Consider the following 25,398-nt stretch of genomic DNA (forward strand, 5'->3'; position numbering starts at 1 on the left):
TCACACCCCCGACAGTTGCAGCGGCAGTTCCCGCAGGCGCTGCCCGGTCAGGGCGAACAGCGCGTTGGCCACCGCCGGCGCCGTGGGCGGCACACCGGCCTCGCCGATGCCGCCTGGTTTGTCGGTGCTCGGCACGATGTGCACCTCGACCACCGGCATTTCGTTGAGCCGCAACACTTGATAGTCGTGATAGTTGGACTGCACGACCTGACCGTCCTTGAGCGTCAGCTTGCTGTGCAGCGCCATGCTCAGGCCGAAGGTGATGCACGACTCCATCTGCGCCGCGATGCTCTGCGGGTTGACCGCAATCCCGCAATCCACCGCGCAGACCACGCGGTGCACGCGGATCTTCAGATTGTCCTGGGATACCTCGGCGACTTGCGCCACGTAGCTGCCGAACGATTCGTGCACCGCCACACCCAATGCGTGTCCGTCCGGCAGCGGGGCTTTCCAGTTGGCCTTCTCCACCGCCAGGTTCAGCACGCCGAGATGCCGGGCATGCTCCTTGAGCAGCGTTCGTCGGTACTCCACCGGATCCTTGCCCGCCGCTGTGGCCATTTCATCGATCAGCGATTCCATGACAAACGCGGTGTGGCTATGACCCACCGAGCGCAGCCACAGCACGTTGATCCCGGTGGCCGGCGAATGCAGATCGACCTGATGGTCCGCCAGCCCCTGGATGTATGGACTGTCCGCCACGCCCTCGACCGAGGTTTGATCGACGCCGTTCTTGACCATGGTTTTTTCCAGCATGGTGCCGGCCATGATCGACTGGCCCACCAGCGCATGCTGCCAGGCCAGCGGCAAACCATCGGCACCGAGACCGATCCGCGCCTGATGCAGAAACATCGAACGGTAATACCCGCCGCGAATGTCATCCTCCCGCGACCACACGGTTTTCACCGGCATCGCGGCAGCCTTCGCGACTTGCACCGCTTCGGCGACAAAGTCCGAAGTCGGGTTGGCCCGCCGGCCGAAACCACCGCCGAGGAATTCGGTGTGGATTTCCACCTGCTCCGGTTTCAGCCCGGTGATCTTGCCGGCGATCATTTGGTCCAGCGTCTGAAACTGGGTGCCGGTCCAGATCTCGCATTTTTCGGCGCTGATTTTCACCGTGCAGTTCAGCGGCTCCATCGGCGCATGAGCCAGGTACGGCACGCTGTACTCGACATCGATTTTCTTCGCCGCTTTACCAAAGCTGCCTTTGGCATCCCCGGCCTTACTGGCGGCAATGCCCGGTGTGGCCGCGAGTTTGCGAAAACTCTCCAGCAGCTTTTCGCTGCTCAGATCGGCGTGCGGCCCCAGATCCCAATCGACTTTCAATGCATCACGACCGAGCTTCGCCGCCCAGTAATGATCGGCAATCACCGCCACGCCAGTGGGCACCTGCACCACTTTGTGCACACCGGGAACGGCCAGCGCCTGGGCGCCTTCGAAGGATTTGACGCTGGCGCCGAACACCGGCGCCCGGGCGACCATGGCGGTCATCAATCCGTCGAATTGCACGTCCATGCCGAACTTGGCGCGGCCGGTGATTTTCTCCGGGGTGTCGAGGCGCTTGGTGGGTTTGCCGATGACTTTCCAGTCCTTCGCTTCCTTGAAGGTGATCGACTTCGGATCCGGCACCGGCAGCTGTCCGGCGGCGTCCGCCAGTTCGCCATAAGTGGCGCGATTGTCGCCGGCAATCACCACGCCGGACTCAGTGCGGATCGTCGAGGGTGCCACGTTGAAACGCTTGGCAGCCGCTTCGATCAACATCTGCCGTGCCGTAGCGCCCGCAAGCCGGTAACGGTCGAACTCCATCCAGGTCGAGGTCGACCCCCCGGTGATCTGCATCCCGCCAAACGCCGGCATGCCGTAGTCGGCAGCCGAGGCCGGCGAGTGCTCGACACGGATCTTCGACCAGTCGGCGTCCAGTTCCTCGGCAATCAGCATGGTCAGCCCGGTCCAGATGCCCTGGCCCATTTCCGAATGGCCGAGCAGCACGGTGACGCTGTTGTCCGGCGCAATGCGCAGGAACGCGTTCGGCGCAAACACTTTGCCTTCATTTTCCGCCGCCGTGGCAAAGCGGTTGCCACCGGGCAGCACGAACGCCACGACGAGACCACCGCCAAGTACGGCGCTGCCCTTGAGAAATCCGCGACGGGATACAGGACTGTTCATCACTTACCTCCCCTCGCTTAACCGATGTCGGCAGCACGTTTGACCGCCGCGCGGATTCTTGGATAGGTGCCGCAGCGGCAGATGTTGCCGGAGAGCGCCTGATCGATGTCGCTGTCGGTGGGTTTGGGGATTTTCGCCAGCAATGCGGCGGCGGACATGATCTGCCCGGACTGGCAGTAGCCGCACTGCACCACGTCCAGCTCCGCCCAGGCCTGTTGCACCGGGTGCGAACCGTCGCTCGACAGGCCTTCGATGGTCAGGATTTTCTGCCCATGGGCGACAGCCGTGGCCGGCGTGATGCAGGATCGCAGCGGCGCGCCATCGACATGCACGGTGCAGGCACCGCACTGGGCCATGCCGCAGCCGAATTTGGTGCCGGTCAGGTGCGCGACATCGCGCAGAACCCAGAGCAACGGCATGTCCGCGGGGACATCGAGCTCCTGATCCTTGCCATTGATGTTCAAGGTCAGCATCGGGGATTTCCTCAGACTCACGGTGTTCTGAAGGGGCGTTGCGACAGCATTCGATGCCGTGCACGCCTCGGCTTATCCCTTTCAGCTAAGCGCATTTTGCCCCGACGACCAGCCGCCGCGACCACCGGTCATGCCGCTCCGTTCGGGAATTCATCGACCAAAGTGCCGACTTTACTCCTACAGTTGATTCCGGCTATCACCGCAAGACGTGCCTTTTCACATTTTCCAGGAGTCGCGAACATGGGCTATGTCACAACGAAAGACGGCGTCGAAATCTTCTACAAGGACTGGGGCCCGAAAGACGCCCCGGTAATCCACTTCCATCACGGCTGGCCACTGAGCTCGGACGACTGGGATGCGCAGATGCTGTTCTTCCTTGCACAAGGCTTTCGCGTGGTGGCCCACGACCGACGGGGTCACGGGCGTTCGAGCCAGGTCTGGGACGGCCACGACATGGATCACTACGCCGACGATGTGGCGGCAGTGGTCAATCATCTGGGGACCCAGAAAGCCGTGCATGTCGGCCACTCCACCGGTGGCGGCGAAGTGATTCATTACATCGCCCGGCATGGCGAGGATCGGGTGTCGAAAGCCGCAATCATCAGCGCCGTGCCGCCGCTGATGGTAAAAACCGAGAGCAATCCGGGTGGTCTGCCAAAGTCGGTGTTCGACGATCTTCAGGCGCAATTGGCAGCCAATCGTGCGCAGTTCTATCACGATGTGCCGGCCGGTCCGTTCTATGGCTACAACCGGCCGGGCGCCAAGCCTTCGGAACCCGTCGTGCTCAACTGGTGGCGTCAGGGCATGATGGGCGGCGCCAAGGCTCACTATGACGGCATCGTCGCGTTCTCGCAGACCGACTTCACCGAAGACCTGAAAGGCATTTCGATTCCGGTGCTGGTGATGCACGGCGATGACGACCAGATCGTGCCGTATGAAGACTCCGGTGTGCTCTCGGCCAAACTGCTGAAAAACAGCACGCTGAAGATTTATCCGGGCTTCCCCCACGGCATGCCGACCACCGAGGCGCCAACGATCAACGCGGATCTGCTGGCCTTCATTCGCGGCTGACCCTATTGGCCGGGCTCAGGCACCAGGCCTGACCCCGGCTATTCTTCGGTTCGTGACGTTCCCTCGCGTTCACGCACGTAATGTCTGGCCAATGGAAAGGCCGGCAGCCACGACGCGCCGCACAAGCAACCGCCAGTCAGTCGATCCATGGCACACCTCCCGCAAAATGGAATATCCGGTGAGTGAAATAGCAGCGCCATGGGGGAACGCTTACAATCGTGGCCCATTACCACCATTCAGACAGACCACTCCCTTCATGGCGCTCGACCCCCTTACGATGTTGACCATTTCCACCGCACTGGCAGCGGCGGCCGCCCTTTACCTGGCGGTCGAATGGCGCAGCATCCGCGAATCCTCGTTGCTGTTCTGGAGCGCCGGTTTCGCCACCATCACCGTCGGTTCGAGCCTGGCCCTGCTGCGCGCCAACGGTTATCCATTGATTGGCATCTGGTTCGCCAACGGCTTGCTGGTCGTTGCGCACTGGCTGTTCCTGCTGGGCGTCGCGCGGTTTACCCAGCGGTCGCTATCGCGAGCCTGGTACTTGATGTTCCTCGTGTGGCTGGCGTTGCTGCTGTTACCGGAAGATCCCTCGTGGCCGAAGATCATGCTGGTGGCCAACTCGCTGCTGGTAGCCGCGTTGATGCTGCGAGCCAGTCTGTTGCTGCGCCCGCATGGCAAGTCGCTGAGCATCGGCGCCGTGCAACTGCGTTATGTGCTGTTGATCCACGGCGTGTTCTATTTCACCAAGGCGATCATCGCGGTGATTCCGGGCACGCTGATCGATCTGGCGTCGCTGCGCGGCGAGATCATTCAGATCTCTCTGGTCGAAGGCGCGATGGCAATCATGCTGATTGCGCTGTCGATGACCGGCACCGAGCGCTACCGCCGGGAGAAACAGATCGCCGAACTGGCCGCCCGGGATCCGCTGACCGCGCTGTACAACCGCCGCGCCCTCGAAGTCAGCGCGCCGCGCCTGCTCGGGGAAGTCTCCAGCGCCCGCCCCGGCGCCCTGCTGCTGATCGACATCGACAACTTCAAACTGATCAACGACTTGTATGGCCACACCGCCGGTGACCGCCTGCTGATCTCGCTCAGCGAAATGATCCGCTCGCAGTTGCCTCAGGGTGCGCTGGCGGCAAGGCTGGGCGGTGATGAATTCGTCATGTTGCTGGGCGATGCTTCCCACGAACAGATCATGGTGCTGGGCAGTGAGCTGCGTGAGCAGTTTCAGGCGCTGACTTCGCAGGCCTACATCACCCCTGAAGCCGTTACCTTGAGCATTGGCGCCAAGGTGTTCGATCAGCCACCGACCAGCCTCGCGGCATTGATCGAACAGGGCGACAGCGCGCTCTACGAATCCAAGCGCGGCGGACGCAACCGGATTCGTCTGGTCGACTGCACCTGACCTATCCTTGCCTGCACCCGCATCCTCGGAGTTCGCCATGTCCTCGCCTGAATCCACCCTCCTCCAGAGCTGGCACCACAATGCCCGGGCCTGGACCGAAGCCATCCGCAGCGGCGCCATCGAGAGCCGCCGGCAAGTCACCGATCAGGCGATTCTGCTGGCGTTGATGGGGCGCCAACCTGAACGTGTGCTCGATCTGGGGTGCGGCGAAGGCTGGCTGTTGCGGGCGCTGGCAGAGCGCGGGATCGAAGTGGTCGGAGTGGACGGCGATGCCACGCTGGTCGAGGCGGCACAAGCGGCGGGATCGTCTCCTGTGCACGTCGCCAGCTATGAAGATCTGGCGGAGGCGAAGGTCGACATCGGCCATGACTACGACCTGATCTGCGCGAACTTCTCCCTGCTGCATCAGAACATCATCCCGCTGCTCGCCGCCCTGAATGCCCTGCTCGTGCCCGGCGGTGCGCTGGTCATCCAGACGCTGCACCCGTGGTCGATGGCCGCAGGTGATTATCAGGATGGCTGGCGCGAGGAAACCTTCGACGGCTTCAAGGGGCAGTGGCAGCCGATGCCATGGTATTTCCGCACCTTGTCCAGCTGGCTGAATGCGCTGGACATGGCCGGGTTTCAGTTGACCAGCCTGCGGGAGCCGCAACATCCGCAAAGTCCCGTGCCGCAGTCGTTGTTGATGATTGCAGAGCGTCGCGGATAAAAAACTACAGCCTCGGTTTGAGCAGGATCCCGGTGTAATGCCGCAAAAACAGCGCGAACCCCGCGCACCAGAGCACCACGGACAACCCCAGCCCAAGACTGGAAAACGGCACCAGCAACACCCGGCAGCCCGCCGCGATCAACACCGATGCAAACCCCAGCACCACGGCCTTCGGTGGCTGCAACAGCCGCCCGGTGTGACCGAGGCTGACCCGAGCAATCATCGCCAGAATCAACCCGCCCACGCCGCCAACCGCCAGCGCATGGGTTGCCAGGCTTTGCTGGCCGAGCAGCCCCAGATGCCACGCCGCCATGGCCCAGATCGCCAGCGCCATCCAGCTGTAAGCCAGGTACAGCGACCAGAGCAGCGGCACCCGCCACATCCCGCGATCATGCCAGCGGATCAGCCGCAGTATCTGCAAACTGCCGGTGAGCACGAACAGCGCTGCCAGCCACGGCCGGGGCGAATCGTCAAGACCCGCCGCAAACGTGATCGCCGTCAGCAGACTGCCGATCAACAGCAGCCGTGTGGGTAACGGATGGGCGCTCGGTGCCAGTGGACGGTTCAAGCCACGCTGGATGAAGAACGGAATCACCCGCCCGCCGATCACGGTCATCAGCGCCGCCATCAGCCACAAAGCACCCAGTACGCCTTGACGCTGCAAACCAGCGTCGTCCCTGAAGATGCCGATCAGAGTCAGCGCCTGACAACCCGCCATCAACCCGAGTACCAGCACGATCGGGTAATTGTCGCGTTTGCCCGCAGCGATCAGATCCCGTGCCAGCGCCACCGCCAGCAGGGGCAGAAATGCCCATTGCAGCGCGAGGATCAATGCAACGGGCAACGGCAACCACCACGCCATACGTCCGAGCAGCCAGACCGAAACCAACGCAATCAGCGCCCCGCCGCGCACGCCTGGAATCCCGGTCCAGTTGGGCACCGCCGTCAGCAGAAACCCGGCAACGATCGCCACCGCGAAACCGAACGGCATTTCATGCCGATGCCAAGCGAGCATGCCGCCCGCCGGTTGCAGGTCGAACCAGTGGCCGTAAAGCCACAAGCCCCAAATCAGAATCGCCAGAGCCGCAAATCCGGCGCCGGCCAGAAACAGCGGCCGAAAGCCCAGGCTGAACACAGGTCCGGTTGCGAGTCTGCGCATCTCAGGCCACCGCCCCTGCCGGGGACTGGCCCAACCGGTATTGTGAAAGCAGGCGCATCACATAGCCGATCTTGATCAGCGTCGGACCGACAATGGTCATTGCGTGCATCGCTACCAGCAACGAAATGGGCATGTGGCCCTGATACAAATAAGCGCCGTAGATCCCGGCCAGCAACATGACCAGGCCGGCGACGAGCACTTTGCTCGACAGATACAGAACGTTCAGCGGACTCTCGAAGAGAGTGAACATGTTTCGTACTCCTGAGCGGATCAGTTTGTACGTAAGGCAATTCAACTTGCGTGCCAGATTTTTAGCCCAGCAATATCAGCCAGTTGCGACAATACGAGTCAATTTGACATAAATATAAAAGAGTCTTTTTGACACCCATCAAAGTCAATACGACTACACTCGATCCTCACAACAGCCAACCACTCGATCCACGGCACCGCCTGCTGATCACAGACTGACTACGCTATTAATCCAGCGTATCCAACCTGCCGAGGATGACTGCCATGCAACGCTTTCAAAAGCTGACTCCGTGCCTGTGGTTCGACGATCAGGCCGAAGCGGCGGCGAAGTTTTACTGCTCGATCTTCGATCACTCGAAAATCACCGCCCTCACCCATTACAGCAAGGTTGGCCAGGAATTCCACGGTCGCCCGGAAGGCTCGGTAATGACCGTCAGCTTCGAACTCGACGGCCAGACCTTCACCGGGCTCAATGGCGGGCCAATGTTCAAGTTCAATGAGGCGATTTCGTTTCAGGTCAATTGCCAGAACCAGGAAGAGATTGACCATTTCTGGGGCAACCTGTCGGCCGGCGGGCCGGTGGAAGCGCAGCAATGCGGCTGGCTCAAGGACAAGTTCGGCGTGTCGTGGCAGATCGTGCCGGTGGCGTTCATGCACATGATGACCGACCCCGACCAGACCAAGGCCCAACGGGCGATGCAGGCCATGTTCGGGATGAAAAAACTCGACATCGCCGAACTGGAGCGAGCCTTTGCCGGCCAGAGTTGAGCCTGCGGATTCAGTCAACCGTGCATCGGGAATCGTTGTCACCTGTCAGATCTGACAGGTGTCATTGTTCTGTCGTTGTTTGACACTGGTTATTCCTCCATTTGAAGGTATACCGTCATGAACAACCTCATTACAGTGGATTTCGAAGATCAGACCTCACAGGATTTTGCTCCCGGACAGACTTTCACCAGCAACGGGGTACGCTTTCACCTTCTGCCGGCATCTACAGTCCCGATGTCCATTAAGAAAGCAGGCGGTACGCATGTTAACGGACAAGCCTTGATCATTCGCACAGGTATCGTGGACATTGACCTGGACGAGCTCCAAATCAGCTTGAGCTTTTGGTTTTCAAACGCCGCAAAAGGAATGACTGTGCGTTTTTTTGCGCAGGATGGTTCAAAGATTGTCGAGTTCAATGAACCTGCGCATGGTGCTGGCGAGAAGTCATTCGGATACACCCTCCAACGTCCGTTTACAAAGGTTCAGATCGAAGTCCCCGGTGATAGTGTGTTCATCGATGAGCTGCGATTCACGAAATAGCGCTGACTGGCTAACGGCAGTCAGCACTCGCTAAACTCAAGCCCGACTGCCGGGAACCTCAACAATGAAACACACTGCCGCCAAAAACCCTGAACAAGCCCCGCGCTTCTGGCGCGACGACGCCCTGCCCTTCATCGAGGCCCGGGCCATCGCCGATGGGCGCGAGGTCTGTTATTCCCGACATTCACACGCGCATTTTTCCATCGGCGCAATCACCGCCGGGCGTAGCACCTATGTGCATGAGCAATCAACGTTCGAAGTGGCAGCCGGCACCGTGGTGCTGATGAATCCGGGGGACGTACACGCGTGCAACCCGATCGATGATCAGCCGTGGTCGTATCTTATGCTGTATGTGGAAAAGCCGTGGCTGACGGACTTGCAGCATCAGTTGGGTTTCAGTGTAGAACTTGAGTTTCGGCGGTTTTCCGATACCCATTTGAATGACGCTCGCCTGTTTCGCGACTTGAATGCGTTGTACGCGGTATTGGTCGACGATCAGCAAGACGTGCTGCGCAAACATAGCGCAGCGGTGGAATTTTTCACCGATCTGCAACTGCGCCTGAACCCCATCGAACAACCGTTGCGCGAACCAAACTTCAAACTCGAACGCGCCGCCGACTTCATCCGCCAACACTGCACCGACTTGCTCAGCCTCGACGACATCTGCGCCGCTGCCGAGCTGTCACCGTCCTACCTGATCCGCGCCTTCAAACAACACTTCGGCATGACGCCCCATGCGTTTTTGGTCAACCAGCGCATTCAGTTTGCCCGCGAGCGACTGAGGCGCGGGCAGTTGATTGCGGATGTGGCGCTGGAGGCGGGGTTTGCCGATCAGGCCCATTTTCAGCGGGCGTTCAAGCAGCATCTGGCGGTGACGCCGGGGCAGTATCGGGGTTGAATCTGAAGGTATCGGGTATCAAACTTGCGGCCACATCACCTGACTTGATCAGTTCGACTTCAGCCTTGTGACATCTCGCCCCGAAAAGAACAAATCATGGGGACCTGCATGGGACTCATCGAACAGCCGCATCTCAAGAAGCTCCTCCTTAGAGTCGTACGTCCGAAAGATAAATTTAGCGGTAATTAACGAAACGCCCGAGTGTGCTCCAACACGAAATGAAGAGCAGGCTGACTTGAAGTCTAAACGCGTTGTGCCTGTACGATTCATCACGGCATAGAGCATCTTGCCGCTAACAACCGGTGAGCGATCTCCTCTCGAATACCGTTGCGTAACATCAATCATGTTTCAAACAATATGAAACAAGAGAATCCAGCCCCCACCCAAACATCACCAACCATCAGCATATTTACGACATCCAGAATAGATTTACTTCAATCCTCACACCCCCCTCATTCAAAAAAAAAAAACACTTCCACACACAACTTCAACAACACTTTTTTGATCATTCGCTTAATCTCGGCACCTGCCCATTAACACTTACAAAGCCGAACTTATTCAATGCAAACAGACATTTCAAAACTTGACGCCGATTTAGATGAACAACAAAAGCAGAGCATTATCGACACTCTCACTCACTTTATTGAAAGTCCATACGCTGTAGAGCAACTTGCCTGGGATTGGGATCGTATCCAGGCCCCCATGGTGGAAGGTTCTCTGTTTTCCAGGGCCCATCGAAGCGCCAGTGTTTCCTTGTCGATTCTGCTTCGGCGCGCCGGTTTTTCCGAGATTCGCGAACGGCGCTCGATTCCCGCACACGCCATCTTTCTGGTAGACGAAACAGGCCGTCTTTATTTTTCCTTTCCAAATCTCGTCGGCAACGCAAACGAGCCTGCTACACCCTATGTGTCGCCTCGGGACATTACCGCGGACGTCACCGGCCTGGCGGGTTTCAGCGAAGATCTGGCCGCGCTGGCCCGTATCGCCAGCCTGTGTGGAGGCTGGATAACGACGGGGGGAACCCTGCTCATTGACCAATGGTTGCGCTTCCAACAGCTGCACATTCCCGCCGGCGAAGAAGAAACTCGTTTACTGCTCGATCTGTTGCGTTTCTCCCGACTGCCTGACGCCCCCCGACATGCAAATTACTGGCAAGTGCTGGACGCTCCTGCCGACTCCCCTTACAGGCTCGATGAAAATAGCCGTGCCATCATCGGGCAAGTCACCGAACGCTACACGGGCGGGGAAATGTCCCTGGTCGCGGACTTCGGCAACCACCTGTTGCTGGAAAACACTTCGTCGGACAACCTGAAAACCAGCCAGAACTACCGTTTGCAGCGACTGACGGACATTGCCGTCTGGGCTTCTGCCGAGGCTCGAGAGTACATCAATGCACTGGGCTGGTTTCCCGACTCGGGAACACCTCCACCGACGGCGCTCATCGAGCAATTGCTGATTGCCGCCATGCTGCTGGACCTGGATCCGGAACTGGATATCGCATCCACCCACTTCGCCGGCTTCGATCTTTATGCCAAGGAGTTTCTGCACCTGCATCCAGCCCAGGTGCGAACGCGACTGGAAAAGCACCTGATCGAAGCGCTGCAATTGAATAGGCAGCTTGCCCCACTGGTCGCACAATGGGTTCTGGGCGGCATGGCTCCCGAATATCAGTTTGCGCACTGGCCGAGCGAGATGCGCCTGGGAACACCGGCCTGGGTGGTTGGCTGTCAGACGCTCCATCTGGTCGAGTCGCTGATTCCGGGCTGCACACGCGACATGACCTATCAACATTTGATGGGGTTTGGCCAGTCCGTCAAGGCGATGCCGCAACTGGCAGCGATGCAGGCTCCCTTCTCGGTCGATCCGGTGGTGACCTGGGCACTGATGAACGGGGTCATCGCCCGCGACAGCGACAATACCGTAAACGAAGCGGCCATCACGCATGCCTGCGATGAATATGCCCGCTACACGGACAAGATGCTGAGTGCCATCAAGGCCCTGAGCAGCCCTCTCCCTGACCGCAAACAACTGGCGCTGAACGAATTGAAAGCCCGGTTTCCCGACTGCGATCCGGATGAGCAGTTGGTCAAGCACCGGGGCAGTGGCGGCGGTGGCGGACGCAGGGTTTCCGTACTTGATCTGTATATGGGCGATGAACTCCACACACGTGACTGGGATCGTGTCAGAGGTCAGAGTATCTATGAGTCATTTCTCGATCTGGAATATCTGTTCCCTGTTTCCGAACTTTACGACCCTGCCGTCCAGACCTACTTCGACAACATCACCGGCGCACTGGCGAGCAATATCGAGTTTGCACTTTCGCAACTTTCTTCCCGACTTGTACCCGAGATCGAATATGGAGCCATCGGTATATACAGCGTGCAGAAAATAGACTATCGACCAGAGTCTCCGTCCGCTCGTCCGGGGGTCACCATTCCCGCAGCAGAGTTGCCCGGAGAAACCGGGCGTTACGGCGTCATTCTCTGTGCCCAGTACCTGCAAAACAAAATTGCGTGCTTTGAGTTGTTTCCCATGCGGATGGAATGTCGTGAAAATCCTGAACTCGAGGCGTTCCTGGCACCTCTCGTATCAGGCGACTACTTCAATCTCGACACACAATTCGCCAATAAGAAGAAACTGGAAAAAGTCCCCGTTGACCTCCAGGCCTATCTGCAGAATGTGGCACCGAGAAATGGCATCCAATCCCGGCTGTACCTGCGCAAGATCGGTCAGTTGCGCACGCCCACCGGAGATGCGGATGCGGACGCTCCGACGACACTCCTGCGTTCGCCACGCAAAGAGGCCCTGGGCAGGCTCGTGGCCGAAAAAAACCCACATTTAACACAAAGCGAAATACATCGGCTGGGCCTGCATCAAAGTGACCGGGAACGAGCGATTGAAAAGACCGATGCCATTTTCCAAGTCATTCTCAACATGATCATTCCATTCAAGAGTTGTGTTGAGGGACTTTCCTCGGGGGACCCCAAAAAGCAAGGCCCGGCCATTCTCGACTGCATCGTGGACGCCGCAGTACTGCTGATGACCTTTGCAGCCTTGCCCGCGGGGGTCGCACTGAGCGCCAGCAAAGCCTCGTCCCTGACCACCCGACTGCTTGCCGGATCCCGAGTGCTTGCGAGCACGACATTGAGTCTGTTCAACCCTTTGAGCGGGCTCCCCGATTTGATCAAGGGCGGCGGAAAACTGATCGGCCGAGGCATTTCGAAACTCGGCGGTCACACCGCCACGGCCCTGCGCAAGACCCATCAGCATCTGCGCTATCTGACGGGTGCCAACACCTACGACCTGATCAAGGCCATCGATCACACAGGCTCGGCTGCCCAAGTGCGGATGTCCTTGGACACACTGTCCCACGGGCGGGCACTGCTGAAAAACGACACTCTGGAGACCGTCCAACAGGTTGTCTCGCACTTGAGCGACAAACACTTCAAATTACCCGGGAATGTGGCCGAAACAGAATGGCGGCATCTGGTGAATAACGCGGTCAAGGAAACAGCGTTTCAATCAAAACAGGCAGGCAATCTGGAGTCTCTGATCGGGCGACAGGCACTGGATGAACTGACACAAGCATTCATAAAGGGCCATCCGGTCCCGCTCAACAACGTACACGGCACGGCACAAAGTTACACCGAAACACTGGCTGTCCTTTATGAGCTTGAAAGCAAAAAAGCCCGGTACATGCAGGGCTATCAGCAGGACATACTGAAACTGGATCTGGGCAGGGCGCCCTACAGCGACGTGATGCCGGAAGCCCTCTTCAATCGCCTGGGCTATACCGATCCATCACAAAGAGCGACCGCGTGGATGTTGAACGGCTCGACCTCCAGCGGCAATGACTTCGACAATATTCTTGGCGTGCTGCGCGAATACACCAGCAACAAGGCCTCCTTGACCGATCCGAATGTGATCAGGGAAATCCATCGCAAACTTGTACCGGATGCCGTTGGCCGAGTGCGCGATGCGGGGGCCCCGACCAAATATGGAAGCAGCCCGACCGGCTTCGCCTTGCTGGAGCAGCATTTGAAGCATCTGGACGTAAACCATCAGCACTTTGACAAACACCTGCTCGCGGCAGTCGTCGGTTTCCAGGGCTTTGGGGATGGCAACGGTCGCACCGCCAGTGCGTTGTACTCGATCAGCCAACTGCGCAATAACAGATTCACGCCGATGCCGCCTCATGTATTCCGGGAGCTTAACGGCATATTCTGATGACGCTCGATTGAATGGATTCCAACGCGCCCGTACCCCGTTCGCCGAGGTACGGGTCAGGGCAGCAACAGATACACAGCACTCATCACCAGCAATGCCGCCATTACCCGGTTGAACAACCGCATCCCTGTCGGGTTGCCCAGGTACCCACGCAAGAACGTCCCGACATACACCCAGCACCCCACCGACAGATAACAGATCACCAGATACACCGCCGCAAACTGCCAGACCAGCCGCGCCTCGCCATCGGCGACAAACGCGCCCATGCCCGCCACACAGGCCAGCCAGGCCTTGGGGTTGAGCCACTGCATCACTGCGCCGTAGAGCATCGACGGCGCCCTGCCCGACTCTCCCGTATTCAGCTGACCGTTATCGGTGGCCAGTTTCCAGGCCATGAACAGCAGAAACGCCACCCCGGCCAGTTGCACCACACGGGTCAGCGACGGCCACAGCGTCAGCACTTCGTGCAGCCCCAGCCCCATCAACACCAGCAACAGCACAAACCCCAGCGTCGCTCCGGCCACGTGCCGCTGACTGGCGCGAAAGCCGAACTGCGCGCCGGAGCTCAACGCCACGATATTCACCGGCCCCGGGGTAATGGACGCGGCCAGGGCAAACGCCGCCATCGACACAATCAGACTCATCGCACACCTGCTTCAAATCGAGAGGAACAAGGCGCTCACGGTAACCAGCGCCCTGCCCTTGGGTATTGAACGAAATTACCCTCGCGCCTGCAGACCCACTACGCTCTACCTCAGTGACCACTCTCGACCAGGAAGTCGCCCTCCATGATTCTGATTCTGCTGCCCTGCGCCGATTACGACCCTACCGAAAGCAGCGTGCCGTGGCAGGCAATGCGCGACGCGGGCATCGACGTACGTTTTGCCACCCCGCAAGGCTTGCCCGCCCACGCCGATCCACGGTTGGTGAACATCGGTTTCGGCCTGCTGAGTTCGATGCTGATGACACGCAAGGCCGATCTGGACAGCTACAAGCAAATGATCGAGTCCGATGCGTTCAAGCAGCCGCTGGCGTATGCCGATGTCGACACGAACCGATTTGACGGTTTGCTGATTCCCGGCGGTCATGCCAAAGGCATGCGCACATTGCTGGAGTCCAAGCAGGCCCAGCAGATCGCCCTGCAATTTTTCAAGGCCGAAAAACCCGTGGCGGCGGTGTGTCATGGCGTGCTGTTGCTGGCCCGCACGCTTGATCCCGACACCGGGCGTTCGGTGTTGTTCGGGCGCAAGGTCACAGCATTGCTGGCGGCAACCATGGAGCTGCCGGCGTGGCTGATGACCGCCGCATGGCTGGGGCGCTATTACCGCACCTACAGACAGACAGTCGAGGCAGAAGTGAAAACCGCACTGGCCAGCAAGGCCGATTTCATACGCGGGCCATTCATTGCCAAACGCGACAAGGCAGAGAACTCGCAAATCGGTTTTGTGGTGCGCGACGGCAACCTGCTCACGGCCCGCTGGCCCGGCGACTGCCATCGATTCGCCGGCGAATGGGTGACCCTGCTGCAGGCCATCCGACGCGAACCGGTACTCAGTCCAGACGTGGCACGGTGAAGCGGAATTCGCTGCCCTGCCCCGGCTCGCTCTCGGCCACGATCTGCCCGCCATGGGCCTCGACGATGCCCTGCGTGATGTACAGCCCCAGCCCGGTGCCGGTCGGATTACCCTCCTTCACCGTCCAGTAACGGTCGAACACGTGCGGCAAGTGATCCTTGGGAATGCCTTCGCCGCTGTCGCGTACCGTGAAGACGATCTCATCACCTACCGACTTGGCATACACGTCGACCGTGCCCAGGCGCGGGGTGAACTTGATCGCATTGCCCACCAGATTCGACAGCACCTGGAACAGCCGTTCGGGGTCGGCATGAATACTCAGATCTGGATCGGCCTCGAACGAGATGCTGATGTCCTTGTCCAGCGCCAGCGGCGCGAGCAGTGACTGCGCCTCTTCGAACATCTGCGCGACATCGAGTTTCTGCGGCGAGATGGTGTAGCGCCCGGCGTCGATTTTCGAAGTATCGAGCAAATCCTCCAGCAGCGTGTTCATGCGTCCGGCGGCTTGCTGCATGGTGTCGATGGCAGTGGAGATGCGCCGCGAAGTGTGCGGGCCGTCGGAGCTGAAAGCCTTTTGCATCATGCCGCACAGCATCGAAATAACGGTCATCGGGTTGCGCAGGTCGTGGGACACCACGGCCACCAGTTCATCGCGGGCACGCACTGCTTCCTGCTCGCGGCGCACCTGACGGGCCAGGTCGTTTTCCAGGGCCGAACGACGCAAATCGTTGGCGGCGAACAGGTCGCCGTGGCTCCACTTGGTGGAGATTCCGGCCATTTCGACCTTCCAGATTTCGAACGAAGTACGCGGCCGCAGGCGCAGGCCGGCGTCGGAGTTTTCCAGATCCAGCGGCTTGCGCGGGTCGCCACTCCAGTTGATGTTCTCTTTGACTTCGGGGCGGAACCACAGCACGCCGTTGTCCACGGGTTTTGGCAGGCTCATGGCGAGCACGCCGCTGGCAACTTGCTGACAGTGCGCGGCCGGCGGATAGACGCTGGCCAGATGATGACTGGCAAATACCGGCTCGCCGCGCTCCTGCAACCATTTGTGCAAAGCGCGAATCTCTTCCGGCTCCGGGCAATTGCCGTAACGGTGCAATTGCTTGTCTTCGATGATCGCGATGCCGCCGGCATTGGCCAGCGCCATCAGGACCTGCGGCTGATTGGCCAGGCCATCGAAGACGTTCTGTGGCGAATCGATCATTGCCTGATTGAGCAACGCCAGCGCCTCGACCTTTTCCTCGCGTTGGCGGCTGACTTCCAGCGCTTCCATCGCGCTGATCTGCAGCGACAGCACCTGGCCGATGGTCTGGCATGCGGTGCGCAACTCGTGCGGCACGTGCAGCGGCTGACGGTTGCCGCAACTGATCAGACCCCAGAGCCGGTCGCCCTTGAGCAGGGAAATGCTCATCGAGGACAGCACGCCCATGTTCTTCATGTACTGGCAGTGGATCGGCGACACGCTGCGCAACGTCGCGAAGCTCAGGTCCAGCGGGGTCTGGGTGTCCGGGCGCAGCTTGGGCACCAGTGGCACCGGCTGGTAATCGGCATTCGGGATGATCCGCAGCCAGTTGGTGCGGTACAGCTCGCGGGCCTGCTCGGGAATGTCGGAAGCCGGGAAAAACAAACCGTTGAAGACTTCCATCGACGGATCGGACGCTTCGGCGATGACCTGACCGTGGCCCTCCTCTTCGAAGCGATAGATCAGCACCCGGTCGTAACCGGTCATGGCCTGGATTTCCTTGACGCTGATGTCGTACAGCGCCTGCAGGCTCTTGGCCTTCTGCAGGCGCGCGAGCATCCGCCCCAAGTGGGTTTCGGTGCCGGCGACGTTGCGGGGCTGGAAGTTCTCGACGTGGATCTCCAGCTCCAGAATCAACACATCCTGATGCCGGTGCAGCAAGCCTTCGAACGCGGTGCCGTTGAGACGAAAGTGCAGCGGTGGCGCGTCGGACAAGGCCGGCTGTTGCAAGGCCTCGCGAACCTGTGCAGCGTGGGCGTCTCCGATCAGGCTTTGCAGTGGCTGGCCGATCAGCTCTTGCGCCGGACGGGCGAGCAACGTTTCGACGTTGGCACTGATCTGGATGATCGAAAGGTCCGGCTCGCTCAAGGTCAGCAGCAAACCGTGGGGCTGGATCGCGCCGGGAAAGCGGATCGGCTCGTCGGCGCAGTTGGCCAGCAACTCTTCAAAGGCTTCTTTGTCTTGCGGGGTCATACCAGAACCTCCTGGCTTTCGAGCCAGCGCTCGAAACAGCTGAATGTGGTGTGGGCGGCCGTCACGACGATTTCGCGCTCGTCGGCGTGCATCGGGCGGCTGCCCAGGTATTCGATGAAATCGCGCCAGCGCCGGCCGGTGGCAGCGCCGTAAATGTCCAGAAATGCTGCGCCGTTGTCCGCGCCCAGGCCCAGTCGCGCGGCGATTTCCCGGCGCAGGATCTGCCCGCCGAGGGTCGCGCCTTCCAGAACGTATAAAACGCCTAGACACGCAGCAGCGGAGTCGATGGCGGGCAACTGGCAGCAGAGCGAAAAGTCCCCGCCATTTGCGCCCAGCGCTTGCAGATCGCGTTGCAGGGTCGGGGTCTTGAGGCGCGAAACCAGATCGAAATCGGCGGGGATCGCGCCGCTGTCCTGCAATGCGTTTTCCAGTGGCTGATAGAAGCCGTAATAGGCGCGTATCAGTCGCTCGAAAGCCTGCAGATCAAGGGTGTCGGAGAAGAAAGGAAGGCGTTTTTCCAGTGCAATGTGCAGTTCGGCGGTGCCGGCGCGCAGATCCTGCAACACCGGTGGTACATGAACCTCGCGGGCCTTTGCTTGCATGTAGGTCGCTCGTACTGTGGGCCGCCTGGGGCCATGGGTGATGGAAAAGCTTGGCGCGAAATCTTACACGGCAATTGTCCTTTCTGACCCGGCAGATGGTTTTTTCTGGCGGATTCATCACCCTGTGACGGTTTCAGAGTTGACAGGGCGGCGGAAAGTTCGAACGGATTACGCCCGAAAATCGCTGTACCGTGACTCCGCAGCCTGACTGTACGGTTCCGGCCTGCCGCCAGCATGATAAAAATAGCCGTCCCGCCACCGGAGCCCGCGCCATGGATCTCGCCACTCTTTCCCTGTTTCTGCCCGCCTGTTTTGCCTTGAACATGGCGCCCGGCCCGAACAACCTGCTGTCGGTCAGCAACGCCACCCGTTATGGCTATCGTCGCGCCTGCGTAGCCGGGGTCGGCCGGCTGCTGGCGTTCGCCGGGATGATCGCCCTCGCGGCGGCGGGGCTGGCGGTGGTGCTGCAAACGTCCGAGTTGCTGTTTTATGGGATCAAGATTGTCGGCGCGGGGTATCTGTTGTATCTGGCGTGGCAGCTGTGGCGGGCCAACCCTGCCGCCGAAGATGCCGTTGCAGCGCCGGCGAACGGACTTCTGGCCCTGGCGCGTCAGGAGTTTCTGGTGGCTGCAGGCAACCCCAAGGCAATCCTGATCTTCACCGCATTCCTGCCGCAATTCGTCGACCCGAACCGCGCCATCACCCCGCAGTTCATGCTGCTGGGGGTGCTTTTCCTGTTGCTGGAATGGATCGCCATCAGCGCCTACGCCTACATGGGCCTGCACATGCGCCGCTGGTTCGCCGAGCCGCGCGGCAAACGGATTTTCAACCGTTGCTGCGCGGGGCTGCTGTCAGCGGCGGCTTCGGTGTTGCTGATGGCCAAACGGGCCTAGGCTTCGGACGGGCCTTTGAGTTCGACCTGATTGCCGTCCGGGTCCAAGCAATACAGCGACAGGCCGTTGCCCTCGGCGCCAAAGCGAGTGGCGGCCTTGTCGACGGTCAGGCCGCAGGATTGCAAATGACTGATCAAAGCCTCTTCATCGAAAGGCTCGATGCGCAGGCAGAAATGATCGACATTGCGCCGTTCGCTGCCGGCCGCGGCGCCGCCCTTGCGGCCAATTTCGCCGTCGAGGTCGACCAGATCGATCATCGACGTACCGGCGCGCAGGTGCACCAGACCGAACTTTTCGTTGCGCTTGACCACTTCGGCGCCGAAGACCCGGTCGTAGAAATCAATGCTGCGTTGCAGATCGGCGACGCGCAGCACGATGTGATCGATGTGGTGAATCGTGAACGGTGGCATACCTTTATTTCCCGAGTTGTAGCGACCCGATCACTGTAGTGCAGCGGCCCGAAAATTCACTGTCGATTTTTCGGTGGAGCCATCGAATAACTGGTTTTATCCTCGGCCCATGAACATACAGACCGCTGTCCTGCCGCCCCACGCCGAAATGGTTCGCGCCATGCTCGAACGCGACACTGCCTACGAAGGCGTGTTCTTCACGGCTGTGAAAACCACCGGGATCTTCTGCCGCCCAAGCTGCACGGCGCGCAAGCCGAAACCGCAGAACGTCGAGTTCTTTGCCCACGCTGACGAATGCCTGTCCGCCGGGTATCGCGCCTGTTTGCGCTGCAAACCGCTGGACGCCGCAGCCATCGCCCCGGACTGGGTGCAACGACTGCTCAAGGCCGTGGACGCCGAGCCGGAGCTGCGCTGGAGCGATGCGCAATTGCTCGCCGAAGGCATCGAACCACTGAAGCTGCGACGCTGGTTCAAGCAGCATTTCGGCATGACTTTTCATGCATGGCTGCGCACCCGTCGGCTCGGCGTGGCGCTGGGCGGGATCAAACAAGGCACGTCCATCGACCACGCGGCGTTCGATTCCGGCTATGAATCTCTCAGCGGTTTTCGCGATGCATTCCAGAAGTCATTCCACATCACACCAGGACGCGCAGCGACCAGCGAACCGCTGCTGTTCACCCGGCTGACAACGCCGCTGGGGCCGATGATCGCCATGGCCGAGCAACGCGGACTGGTGTTGCTGGAGTTTCTCGACCGCCCGGCGCTGACCCGGGAAGTCGAAGAACTGCAGAACCGCTACGGCTATGCAGTCGCACCGGGGCACAACGCGCATTTGCAGCAGATCGAAAACGAACTGGCGCTGTATTTCGCCGGCAAGCTGAGCGAGTTCAGCGTGCCTCTGCACCTGCCCGGCAGCGAGTTTGCCCGGCAAGTCTGGGCCGAACTGCGGCAAATCCCCTACGGCCACACCAGCACTTACGGCAGCATCGCCGCACGTCTTGGCAGACCCGGCGCCAGTCGCGCCGTGGGGCTGGCCAACGGGCACAATCGGCTGTCGATCGTGGTGCCGTGCCATCGGGTGATCGGTGCGGACGGCTCGCTGACCGGCTATGGTGGAGGACAACCGCGCAAGGCGTTTTTGCTCAGGCTGGAAAGCGCTGCCGTGCAACTGACGCAACCGCTGGCTTTCTGACAAATCAACACTCGCGCCCTCAAGGCTTTCAACCATGGCGAAATCAACGGATCACTGAAGTTGCCGATACCCGATCCCTATCAACCGGCCAGCGAATTTCTGGCCAGCCTCGACGCCGACTGGCAGCGCCACATTGCGGCCATCGGCCCCTGCCTGCATCAGCCGCATCCGACGCGTGATCCCTATGAATCGCTGGTGCGGGCGATTGCCTATCAACAACTGCATGCCAAGGCGGGCGATGCGATCGTCGGGCGGTTGGTGGGGTTGTTTCCCGGGCAGACGTTTCCGCGTCCCGAACAGATCCTTGCCACGGATTTTGATCGACTGCGCGGTTGCGGGTTTTCGGCGGGCAAGATTGCGACGATTCAGGGGATTGCCCAAGCGACTCTGGACGGCGTGGTGCCGGATTACTCGACTGCGCTGGCGATGGAGGATGAAGCGCTGATTGAACGCTTGGTCAGTTTGCGCGGGGTTGGCCGGTGGACCGTCGAAATGTTGCTGATCTATAGCCTGGAGCGGCCGGATATTCTGCCGGCCGATGACTTTGGGGTTCGCGAGGGATATCGGCGCTTGAAGGGGTTTGAGGTGCAGCCGACGCGCAAGCGGATGATTGAGATCGGATTGGATTGGAAGCCGTTTCGGACGGTGGCGGCCTGGTATTTGTGGCGGGTGCCAAAAGCGCCCTCACCCTAGCCCTCTCCCGGGGGGAGAGGGAACCGATTCGGGGATGCTTTAGAAGTACGCCGACCTGAAATAGCAACTGTGAATCCATAGGCGCCAAGACGTTTGCGAACCCATAGTTGCCAAGACTTTGGCGAATCCATAGTCGACTCGGTGTTTCAGGTCGATGTATAGCGTAAGACACCTCGGTCGGCTCCCTCTCCCTCCGGGAGAGGGCTGGGGTGAGGGGGAGCTACAGACCCGATTTCAACTTGCTGAACGCCCGAATCAAAGCCCGGTTGAACGCCTTGCCATTGTCGTTCTTGCTGTACAGCGAAGCCCTCACCGCCTCAGGCGGGTAAGTCCCCGGATCATTGCGAATCGCCGGATCAATCAACCCGTCCGCCGCCGTGATCGCGTTGGCGTAGTGAATGGTGTCGGTGATCGGCGCGATCACTTCAGGTGTCATCAGGTAATCCATCAATGCCAGCCCGGCCTCGGGGTGCGGTGCATCCTTGGGAATGACCATCGCATCAAACCAGATCAGCGTGCCCTCTTTCGGAATCCGGTAATTCAACTTGAACGGTTTGTTCGCCGCTTCAGCCTGACCGGCCGCAATGGCGACGTTGCCGTTCCACGACATCGCCACGCAAGTGTTGCCATTGGCCAGGTCGCTGATGTTCAGGTCGTTATCGAAGTAGCGGATGTACGGGCGGATCTTCGCCAGTTGCTGCTCGGCGAGTTTCAGGTCATCAAGACTCTGACGGTTGATGTCCAGGCCCATGTACTTCATGACCGCCGCGAACACTTCGTTCGGATCGTTGAGCAGGCTCACCCCGCAATCGGCGAATTTCGACACCACTTGCGGATCGAACAGCATCGCCCAACTGTCCCTCGGCGCGTCCGGCAGACGCTGCTGCACGGCCTCTTCCTGATAGCCGACACCGGTGGTGCCCCAGGCGTAGATCCCGGCGTAGCGGTTGCCCGGATCGAACACCGCCATATGCTGACGGAATTCGTCTCCGACCCCGGCAAAGTGCGGGAGCTGTTGTTTGTTCAGCGTCTGGATCGCGCCGCTCTCGATAGCCCGCGACAGGTGCTGGCCGGCGGTCAGCACCAGGTCGTAGCCGCTGCGGCCGGTGAGCAGTTTGGTCTCGACGGTCTCCAGCGAGTCGAAGTGATCGGCGACCACCTGAATCCCGGTTTTCGCCTCGAAATTCTTCAGGGTATCCGGGGCCAGGTACTCGCCCCAGATGTACAGATTGACCACCGGTTTCGTCGTTTCGGCAGCCTGCACACACAGGGGTGCAAGCACCAGCAATAACGCTTTACTCAGATTGTGCAGGCCCATGGTCAGGCTCCTTTTTTCTGGCCGGCGTATTGCGGCATGGTGATGCATGCGACGTTGCCGCCACCGAGCAGGATTTCCCGGGAGTTTTCGATGCCGACGATCCTGTGCTGCGGGAACAGTTCGGCGAGGGTCGCCAGCGCCACCTGATCGTTGCGATCACCGAACAGCGGCACCACGATCGAACTGTTGCCGGCGTAGTAGTTGATGTACGACGCACAGATTTTGGTGCCGGCCTGGCGTGTGTGGGTGCTGTCCTGCTGATCGAGTCCTTCGGCTTCTTCGGCGGTCCACTCCAGCACATCCGGTTGCGGCAGTTTGTGCACGATCAGCTCGCGGCCACGGCTGTCGCGGGTGCTGCGCAGGATGTCGTAAGCCTCCTGATAGATTTCCCACTGTGGATCGTCGCGGTTGTCGGTCCATTGCAGCACCACTTCGCCGGGCCGGACGAAGCACGCGAGGTCGTCGACATGGCCGTCGGTTTCGTCGAACTTGCAACCGCGTGGCAGCCAGATCACTTGCTCGGCGCCGAGGTAATCGGTCAGCCGGCGGGTCACCTCGTCCTTGCCCAGGTGCTGGTTGCGATTGCGGTTGAGCAGGCATTGCTCGGTGGTGAGGATGCTGCCCTGGCCGTCGCTCTGGATGCCGCCGAGTTCGGCAATCAACGGCGCGCGATAACGGTCGAAGCGTTCGATTTCGAGGATCTTGCTGGCGATCTGGTCGTCCTTGTCCCATGGGTAGTAGAGCCCGCCATCGAGGCCGCCGTAGGCGTTGAATTCAAAGTCGACGCCACGCACTTCACCGCTCTGATCGTTGACCACAAAGCACGGGCCGCTGTCGCGGAACCAGGTGTCGTTGCAGCTCATCTCGACCACGCGCACTTGCGGCGGCAACTGCCGGCGGGCGGTGGCGAACTGGGCAGCGGAGGCGCAGACCGTCACCGGTTCGCTGCGGGAGATCGCGGTGACGATCTGCACCCAGACTTTCTGCGCAGGCTTGGCGCCGTTGCGCCAGACATCGGTACGCTCAGGCCAGCCGAGCCAGCAACCGGACTTCGCTTCGAATTCGCCGGGCAGACGGAAGCCGTCCTGTTTCGGGGTGGTGTCGAGCAAACGTGCCATGGTCAAACCTCGTCATCGGGATGGGAATGACCTCAGGCTACGGTCGCGGGCGGTCGACCCGCCAACGATGATTATTTCGGAACAGTTGAATTCAACTCATCAATCCGCCAGTTGATCGTTGAACCACTCCAGCATCTGCGCCACCGCCGGACGCTCCAGACGCACCCGCTCGCAGACCAGCGCGTATTGGCCCAACGCGGTCATGCTGGAGGTGAACGGCCGCACCAGTCGCCCGTTCTGCAAGTCTTCCTGCGCCGTGAGGTTGTCGCCCATCGCCACGCCCTGCCCTTGTGCTGCCGCTTCCAACGCCAGTCCGGCGTGGGCGAAATACAACTGACGCTCCGGGCGCAGGTCGCCGGCATGGCCGGTCAGCCAGGCGGTCCAGGTCTTGCCGTCCTGATCGTCGTGCAGCAGACAATGTCGGGCCAGATCCTTGGGATTTTTCAGAGTGCCCTGATTGAACAGGCCGGGGCTGCACACCGGGAAGAACTGCAACGCCGGCAATGGGCGAACGAAATACGCGCTGCTGTCCACCGGGCCGGTGCCGTAGGTGATCGCCAGGTCGATGTCTTCGCCGGGCGCCGTGGCGTCGATCGGTTGTTCGTAGAGATGCAAGGTGATGTGCGGATAACGCGCATAGAAATCGGTGAGACGGTTCATCAACCACTTCTGCGCCAGCTCCGCCGTGACCGCCAGCCGCAACACGGCGAGCGAGGATGGATCGCGCAACTCGTCGCAGGCATCACCGATCAGCTCGAAGGCCTGTTGCAGGCTTTGCATCAAGCGCCCGGCGGCGATGGTCGGGCGAATCTGCCGGCCTTCGCGGATGAACAGCGACACGCCCAGTTGCTCTTCGAGCTGGCGGATCTGATGGCTGACGGCGCTGTCGGTGACGCACAGCTCGGCGGCGGCCCGACCGAAATGCGCGTGACGGGCAGCGCATTCAAAGGTTCGCAGGGCGGCCAGGGAAGGTAGTCGGCGCATGGGTTGGGGCCCCTTTTTTTGCGGACATGCTGACCGGGCTTTTCGTAGGCGTCCAGTTGCACCGCGTTTTCGTTCATCGCGAGCAAGCCCGCTCCCACACTTGAAATGAGTTCCAACTGTGGGAGCGAGCTTGCTCGCGATAGCGGCGGCACAGCCGCGACATCTCTTCTAGGCTGAACCGCATCGACAAAAACATCGGAGGCCACCATGCACCTCGAAGGTTCCTGCCACTGCGGCGCGGTTTCATTCACTCTCCACAGCGCCCACCCCTACCCTTATCAACGCTGCTATTGCTCGATCTGCCGCAAGACCCAGGGCGGAGGCGGCTATGCGATCAATCTTGGCGGCGACGCGGCCAGCCTCAAGGTGCGCGGTCGCAAGAACATCACGATCTACCACGCGAAGATGAAAGACGAAGGCGATGCCCGCGCCCACCGCAGCACCGCCGAGCGGCACTTCTGCTCGCAGTGCGGCAGCGGCCTGTGGCTGTTCAGCCCGGAATGGCCGGAGCTGATCCACCCGTTCGCCTCGGCCATCGACACGCCGTTGCCGGTGCCGCCGGAACACACTCATTTGATGCTCGGTTCGAAAGCGCCATGGGTCGAAGTGCAGGCGAGCGCGAAGGATCAGCAATTCGAGGTCTACCCCGAAGAGTCCATCGCCCAATGGCACGAGCGGCTGGGATTGACCCGATAGCCGCCTTCACAGTCTTCGACAGTTTCCCGGCAAGCGGTCTG

23 protein-coding genes are annotated in these 25,398 nt (G+C 60.3%); 12 read left to right on the forward strand and 11 right to left on the reverse strand.

All coding sequences use genetic code 11. The features are described 5' to 3' along the window. Complete coding sequence (locus J5M72_RS14590) at nt 1–2,163, reverse strand: xanthine dehydrogenase family protein molybdopterin-binding subunit (RefSeq protein WP_207866036.1); 2,163 nt, start codon at nt 2,161–2,163, stop codon at nt 1–3. A gap of 17 nt (nt 2,164–2,180) precedes the next feature. Then, a complete protein-coding gene (locus J5M72_RS14595; RefSeq protein ID WP_007956954.1) occupies nt 2,181–2,636 on the reverse strand; it encodes a (2Fe-2S)-binding protein in 456 nt (151 codons plus the stop codon). A 240-nt stretch (nt 2,637–2,876) separates the two neighbouring features. Between J5M72_RS14595 and J5M72_RS14600 the strand changes: the two genes are divergently transcribed. The 3 genes from J5M72_RS14600 to J5M72_RS14610 all read left to right on the forward strand — a co-directional run bounded on the left by J5M72_RS14600 (nt 2,877) and on the right by J5M72_RS14610 (nt 5,821). Next, a complete protein-coding gene (locus J5M72_RS14600; RefSeq protein WP_085708611.1) occupies nt 2,877–3,707 on the forward strand; it encodes an alpha/beta hydrolase in 831 nt (276 codons plus the stop codon). 256 nt (nt 3,708–3,963) lie between these two features. Further along, nucleotides 3,964–5,112 carry a GGDEF domain-containing protein gene (locus tag J5M72_RS14605; protein ID WP_207866038.1) on the forward strand — a complete coding sequence of 383 codons (1,149 nt, stop codon included), beginning with the start codon at nt 3,964–3,966 and terminating at the stop codon, nt 5,110–5,112. A 37-nt stretch (nt 5,113–5,149) separates the two neighbouring features. Then, on the forward strand, nt 5,150–5,821 hold the full coding sequence (locus J5M72_RS14610) for a class I SAM-dependent methyltransferase (RefSeq protein ID WP_207866040.1): 672 nt from the start codon (nt 5,150–5,152) through the stop codon (nt 5,819–5,821). 4 nt (nt 5,822–5,825) lie between these two features. On the opposite strand, the gene J5M72_RS14615 is transcribed toward J5M72_RS14610, so the two are convergent. Next, nucleotides 5,826–6,980, reverse strand: a complete 1,155-nt coding sequence (locus J5M72_RS14615; protein WP_207866042.1) for an NnrS family protein — start codon at nt 6,978–6,980, stop codon at nt 5,826–5,828. Between the two features lies 1 nt (nt 6,981). Further along, on the reverse strand, nt 6,982–7,230 hold the full coding sequence (locus J5M72_RS14620; RefSeq protein WP_207866044.1) for a transmembrane sensor/regulator PpyR: 249 nt from the start codon (nt 7,228–7,230) through the stop codon (nt 6,982–6,984). A 263-nt stretch (nt 7,231–7,493) separates the two neighbouring features. On the opposite strand from J5M72_RS14620, the gene J5M72_RS14625 reads away from it, so the two are divergent. The 4 genes from J5M72_RS14625 (at nt 7,494) to J5M72_RS14640 (ending at nt 13,662) form a co-directional block, all read left to right on the forward strand. Continuing rightward, nucleotides 7,494–7,997, forward strand: a complete 504-nt coding sequence (locus J5M72_RS14625) for a VOC family protein (protein ID WP_169429889.1) — start codon at nt 7,494–7,496, stop codon at nt 7,995–7,997. 117 nt (nt 7,998–8,114) lie between these two features. Continuing rightward, nucleotides 8,115–8,537: a hypothetical protein gene (locus J5M72_RS14630; RefSeq protein WP_207866046.1), complete on the forward strand. Its 423-nt coding sequence runs from the start codon at nt 8,115–8,117 to the stop codon at nt 8,535–8,537. 64 nt (nt 8,538–8,601) lie between these two features. Next, entirely contained in the window at nt 8,602–9,435 is an 834-nt protein-coding gene (locus J5M72_RS14635) for an AraC family transcriptional regulator (RefSeq protein WP_207866048.1), read from the forward strand. 561 nt (nt 9,436–9,996) lie between these two features. After that, nucleotides 9,997–13,662 carry a hypothetical protein gene (locus J5M72_RS14640; protein WP_207866050.1) on the forward strand — a complete coding sequence of 1,222 codons (3,666 nt, stop codon included), beginning with the start codon at nt 9,997–9,999 and terminating at the stop codon, nt 13,660–13,662. Between the two features lie 56 nt (nt 13,663–13,718). Here the strand turns inward: J5M72_RS14640 and J5M72_RS14645 are convergent, their stop codons facing one another. After that, entirely contained in the window at nt 13,719–14,306 is a 588-nt protein-coding gene (locus tag J5M72_RS14645; RefSeq protein ID WP_169429885.1) for a LysE family translocator, read from the reverse strand. A gap of 144 nt (nt 14,307–14,450) precedes the next feature. Between J5M72_RS14645 and J5M72_RS14650 the strand changes: the two genes are divergently transcribed. Further along, nucleotides 14,451–15,236, forward strand: coding sequence for a type 1 glutamine amidotransferase domain-containing protein (locus tag J5M72_RS14650; RefSeq protein WP_207866052.1), 786 nt, complete (start codon nt 14,451–14,453; stop codon nt 15,234–15,236). Here the strand turns inward: J5M72_RS14650 and J5M72_RS14655 are convergent. Further along, the gene (locus J5M72_RS14655) at nt 15,214–17,451 is read right to left on the reverse strand and encodes an ATP-binding protein (protein ID WP_207866054.1); all 2,238 of its coding nucleotides are present in this window, start codon (nt 17,449–17,451) and stop codon (nt 15,214–15,216) included. The two genes, J5M72_RS14650 and J5M72_RS14655, sit on opposite strands and share 23 nt — an antisense overlap. After that, nucleotides 17,448–18,053, reverse strand: coding sequence for a biliverdin-producing heme oxygenase (locus J5M72_RS14660; RefSeq protein WP_207866056.1), 606 nt, complete (start codon nt 18,051–18,053; stop codon nt 17,448–17,450). The genes J5M72_RS14655 and J5M72_RS14660 overlap by 4 nt, the downstream gene beginning before the upstream one ends. A gap of 272 nt (nt 18,054–18,325) precedes the next feature. Between J5M72_RS14660 and J5M72_RS14665 the strand changes: the two genes are divergently transcribed. Then, complete coding sequence (locus tag J5M72_RS14665; protein WP_207866058.1) at nt 18,326–18,946, forward strand: LysE family translocator; 621 nt, start codon at nt 18,326–18,328, stop codon at nt 18,944–18,946. On the opposite strand, the gene J5M72_RS14670 is transcribed toward J5M72_RS14665, so the two are convergent. Beyond that, entirely contained in the window at nt 18,943–19,356 is a 414-nt protein-coding gene (locus J5M72_RS14670) for a VOC family protein (RefSeq protein ID WP_207866060.1), read from the reverse strand. The two genes, J5M72_RS14665 and J5M72_RS14670, sit on opposite strands and share 4 nt — an antisense overlap. Nucleotides 19,357–19,465: 109 nt before the next feature. On the opposite strand from J5M72_RS14670, the gene J5M72_RS14675 reads away from it, so the two are divergent. Together J5M72_RS14675 and J5M72_RS14680 are read left to right on the forward strand one after the other, a co-directional pair. Beyond that, entirely contained in the window at nt 19,466–20,548 is a 1,083-nt protein-coding gene (locus J5M72_RS14675) for a methylated-DNA--[protein]-cysteine S-methyltransferase (protein WP_207866062.1), read from the forward strand. A 66-nt stretch (nt 20,549–20,614) separates the two neighbouring features. After that, the gene (locus J5M72_RS14680; RefSeq protein WP_207866212.1) at nt 20,615–21,241 is read left to right on the forward strand and encodes a DNA-3-methyladenine glycosylase; all 627 of its coding nucleotides are present in this window, start codon (nt 20,615–20,617) and stop codon (nt 21,239–21,241) included. A gap of 220 nt (nt 21,242–21,461) precedes the next feature. On the opposite strand, the gene J5M72_RS14685 is transcribed toward J5M72_RS14680, so the two are convergent. From J5M72_RS14685 to J5M72_RS14695, 3 genes are all read right to left on the reverse strand, one after another. Continuing rightward, entirely contained in the window at nt 21,462–22,559 is a 1,098-nt protein-coding gene (locus tag J5M72_RS14685; RefSeq protein ID WP_207866064.1) for an extracellular solute-binding protein, read from the reverse strand. Between the two features lie 2 nt (nt 22,560–22,561). Next, nucleotides 22,562–23,677, reverse strand: coding sequence for an agmatine deiminase (gene aguA, locus J5M72_RS14690; protein ID WP_207866066.1), 1,116 nt, complete (start codon nt 23,675–23,677; stop codon nt 22,562–22,564). 99 nt (nt 23,678–23,776) lie between these two features. Further along, the gene (locus J5M72_RS14695; RefSeq protein WP_169429875.1) at nt 23,777–24,661 is read right to left on the reverse strand and encodes a LysR substrate-binding domain-containing protein; all 885 of its coding nucleotides are present in this window, start codon (nt 24,659–24,661) and stop codon (nt 23,777–23,779) included. A 207-nt stretch (nt 24,662–24,868) separates the two neighbouring features. Between J5M72_RS14695 and J5M72_RS14700 the strand changes: the two genes are divergently transcribed. After that, complete coding sequence (locus J5M72_RS14700) at nt 24,869–25,357, forward strand: GFA family protein (RefSeq protein ID WP_207866068.1); 489 nt, start codon at nt 24,869–24,871, stop codon at nt 25,355–25,357. Nucleotides 25,358–25,398: the final 41 nt, after the last annotated feature.

Source organism: Pseudomonas sp. 58(2021), from assembly GCF_017491585.1.
Taxonomy (GTDB): Bacteria; Pseudomonadota; Gammaproteobacteria; order Pseudomonadales; family Pseudomonadaceae; genus Aquipseudomonas; species Aquipseudomonas fluorescens_BT.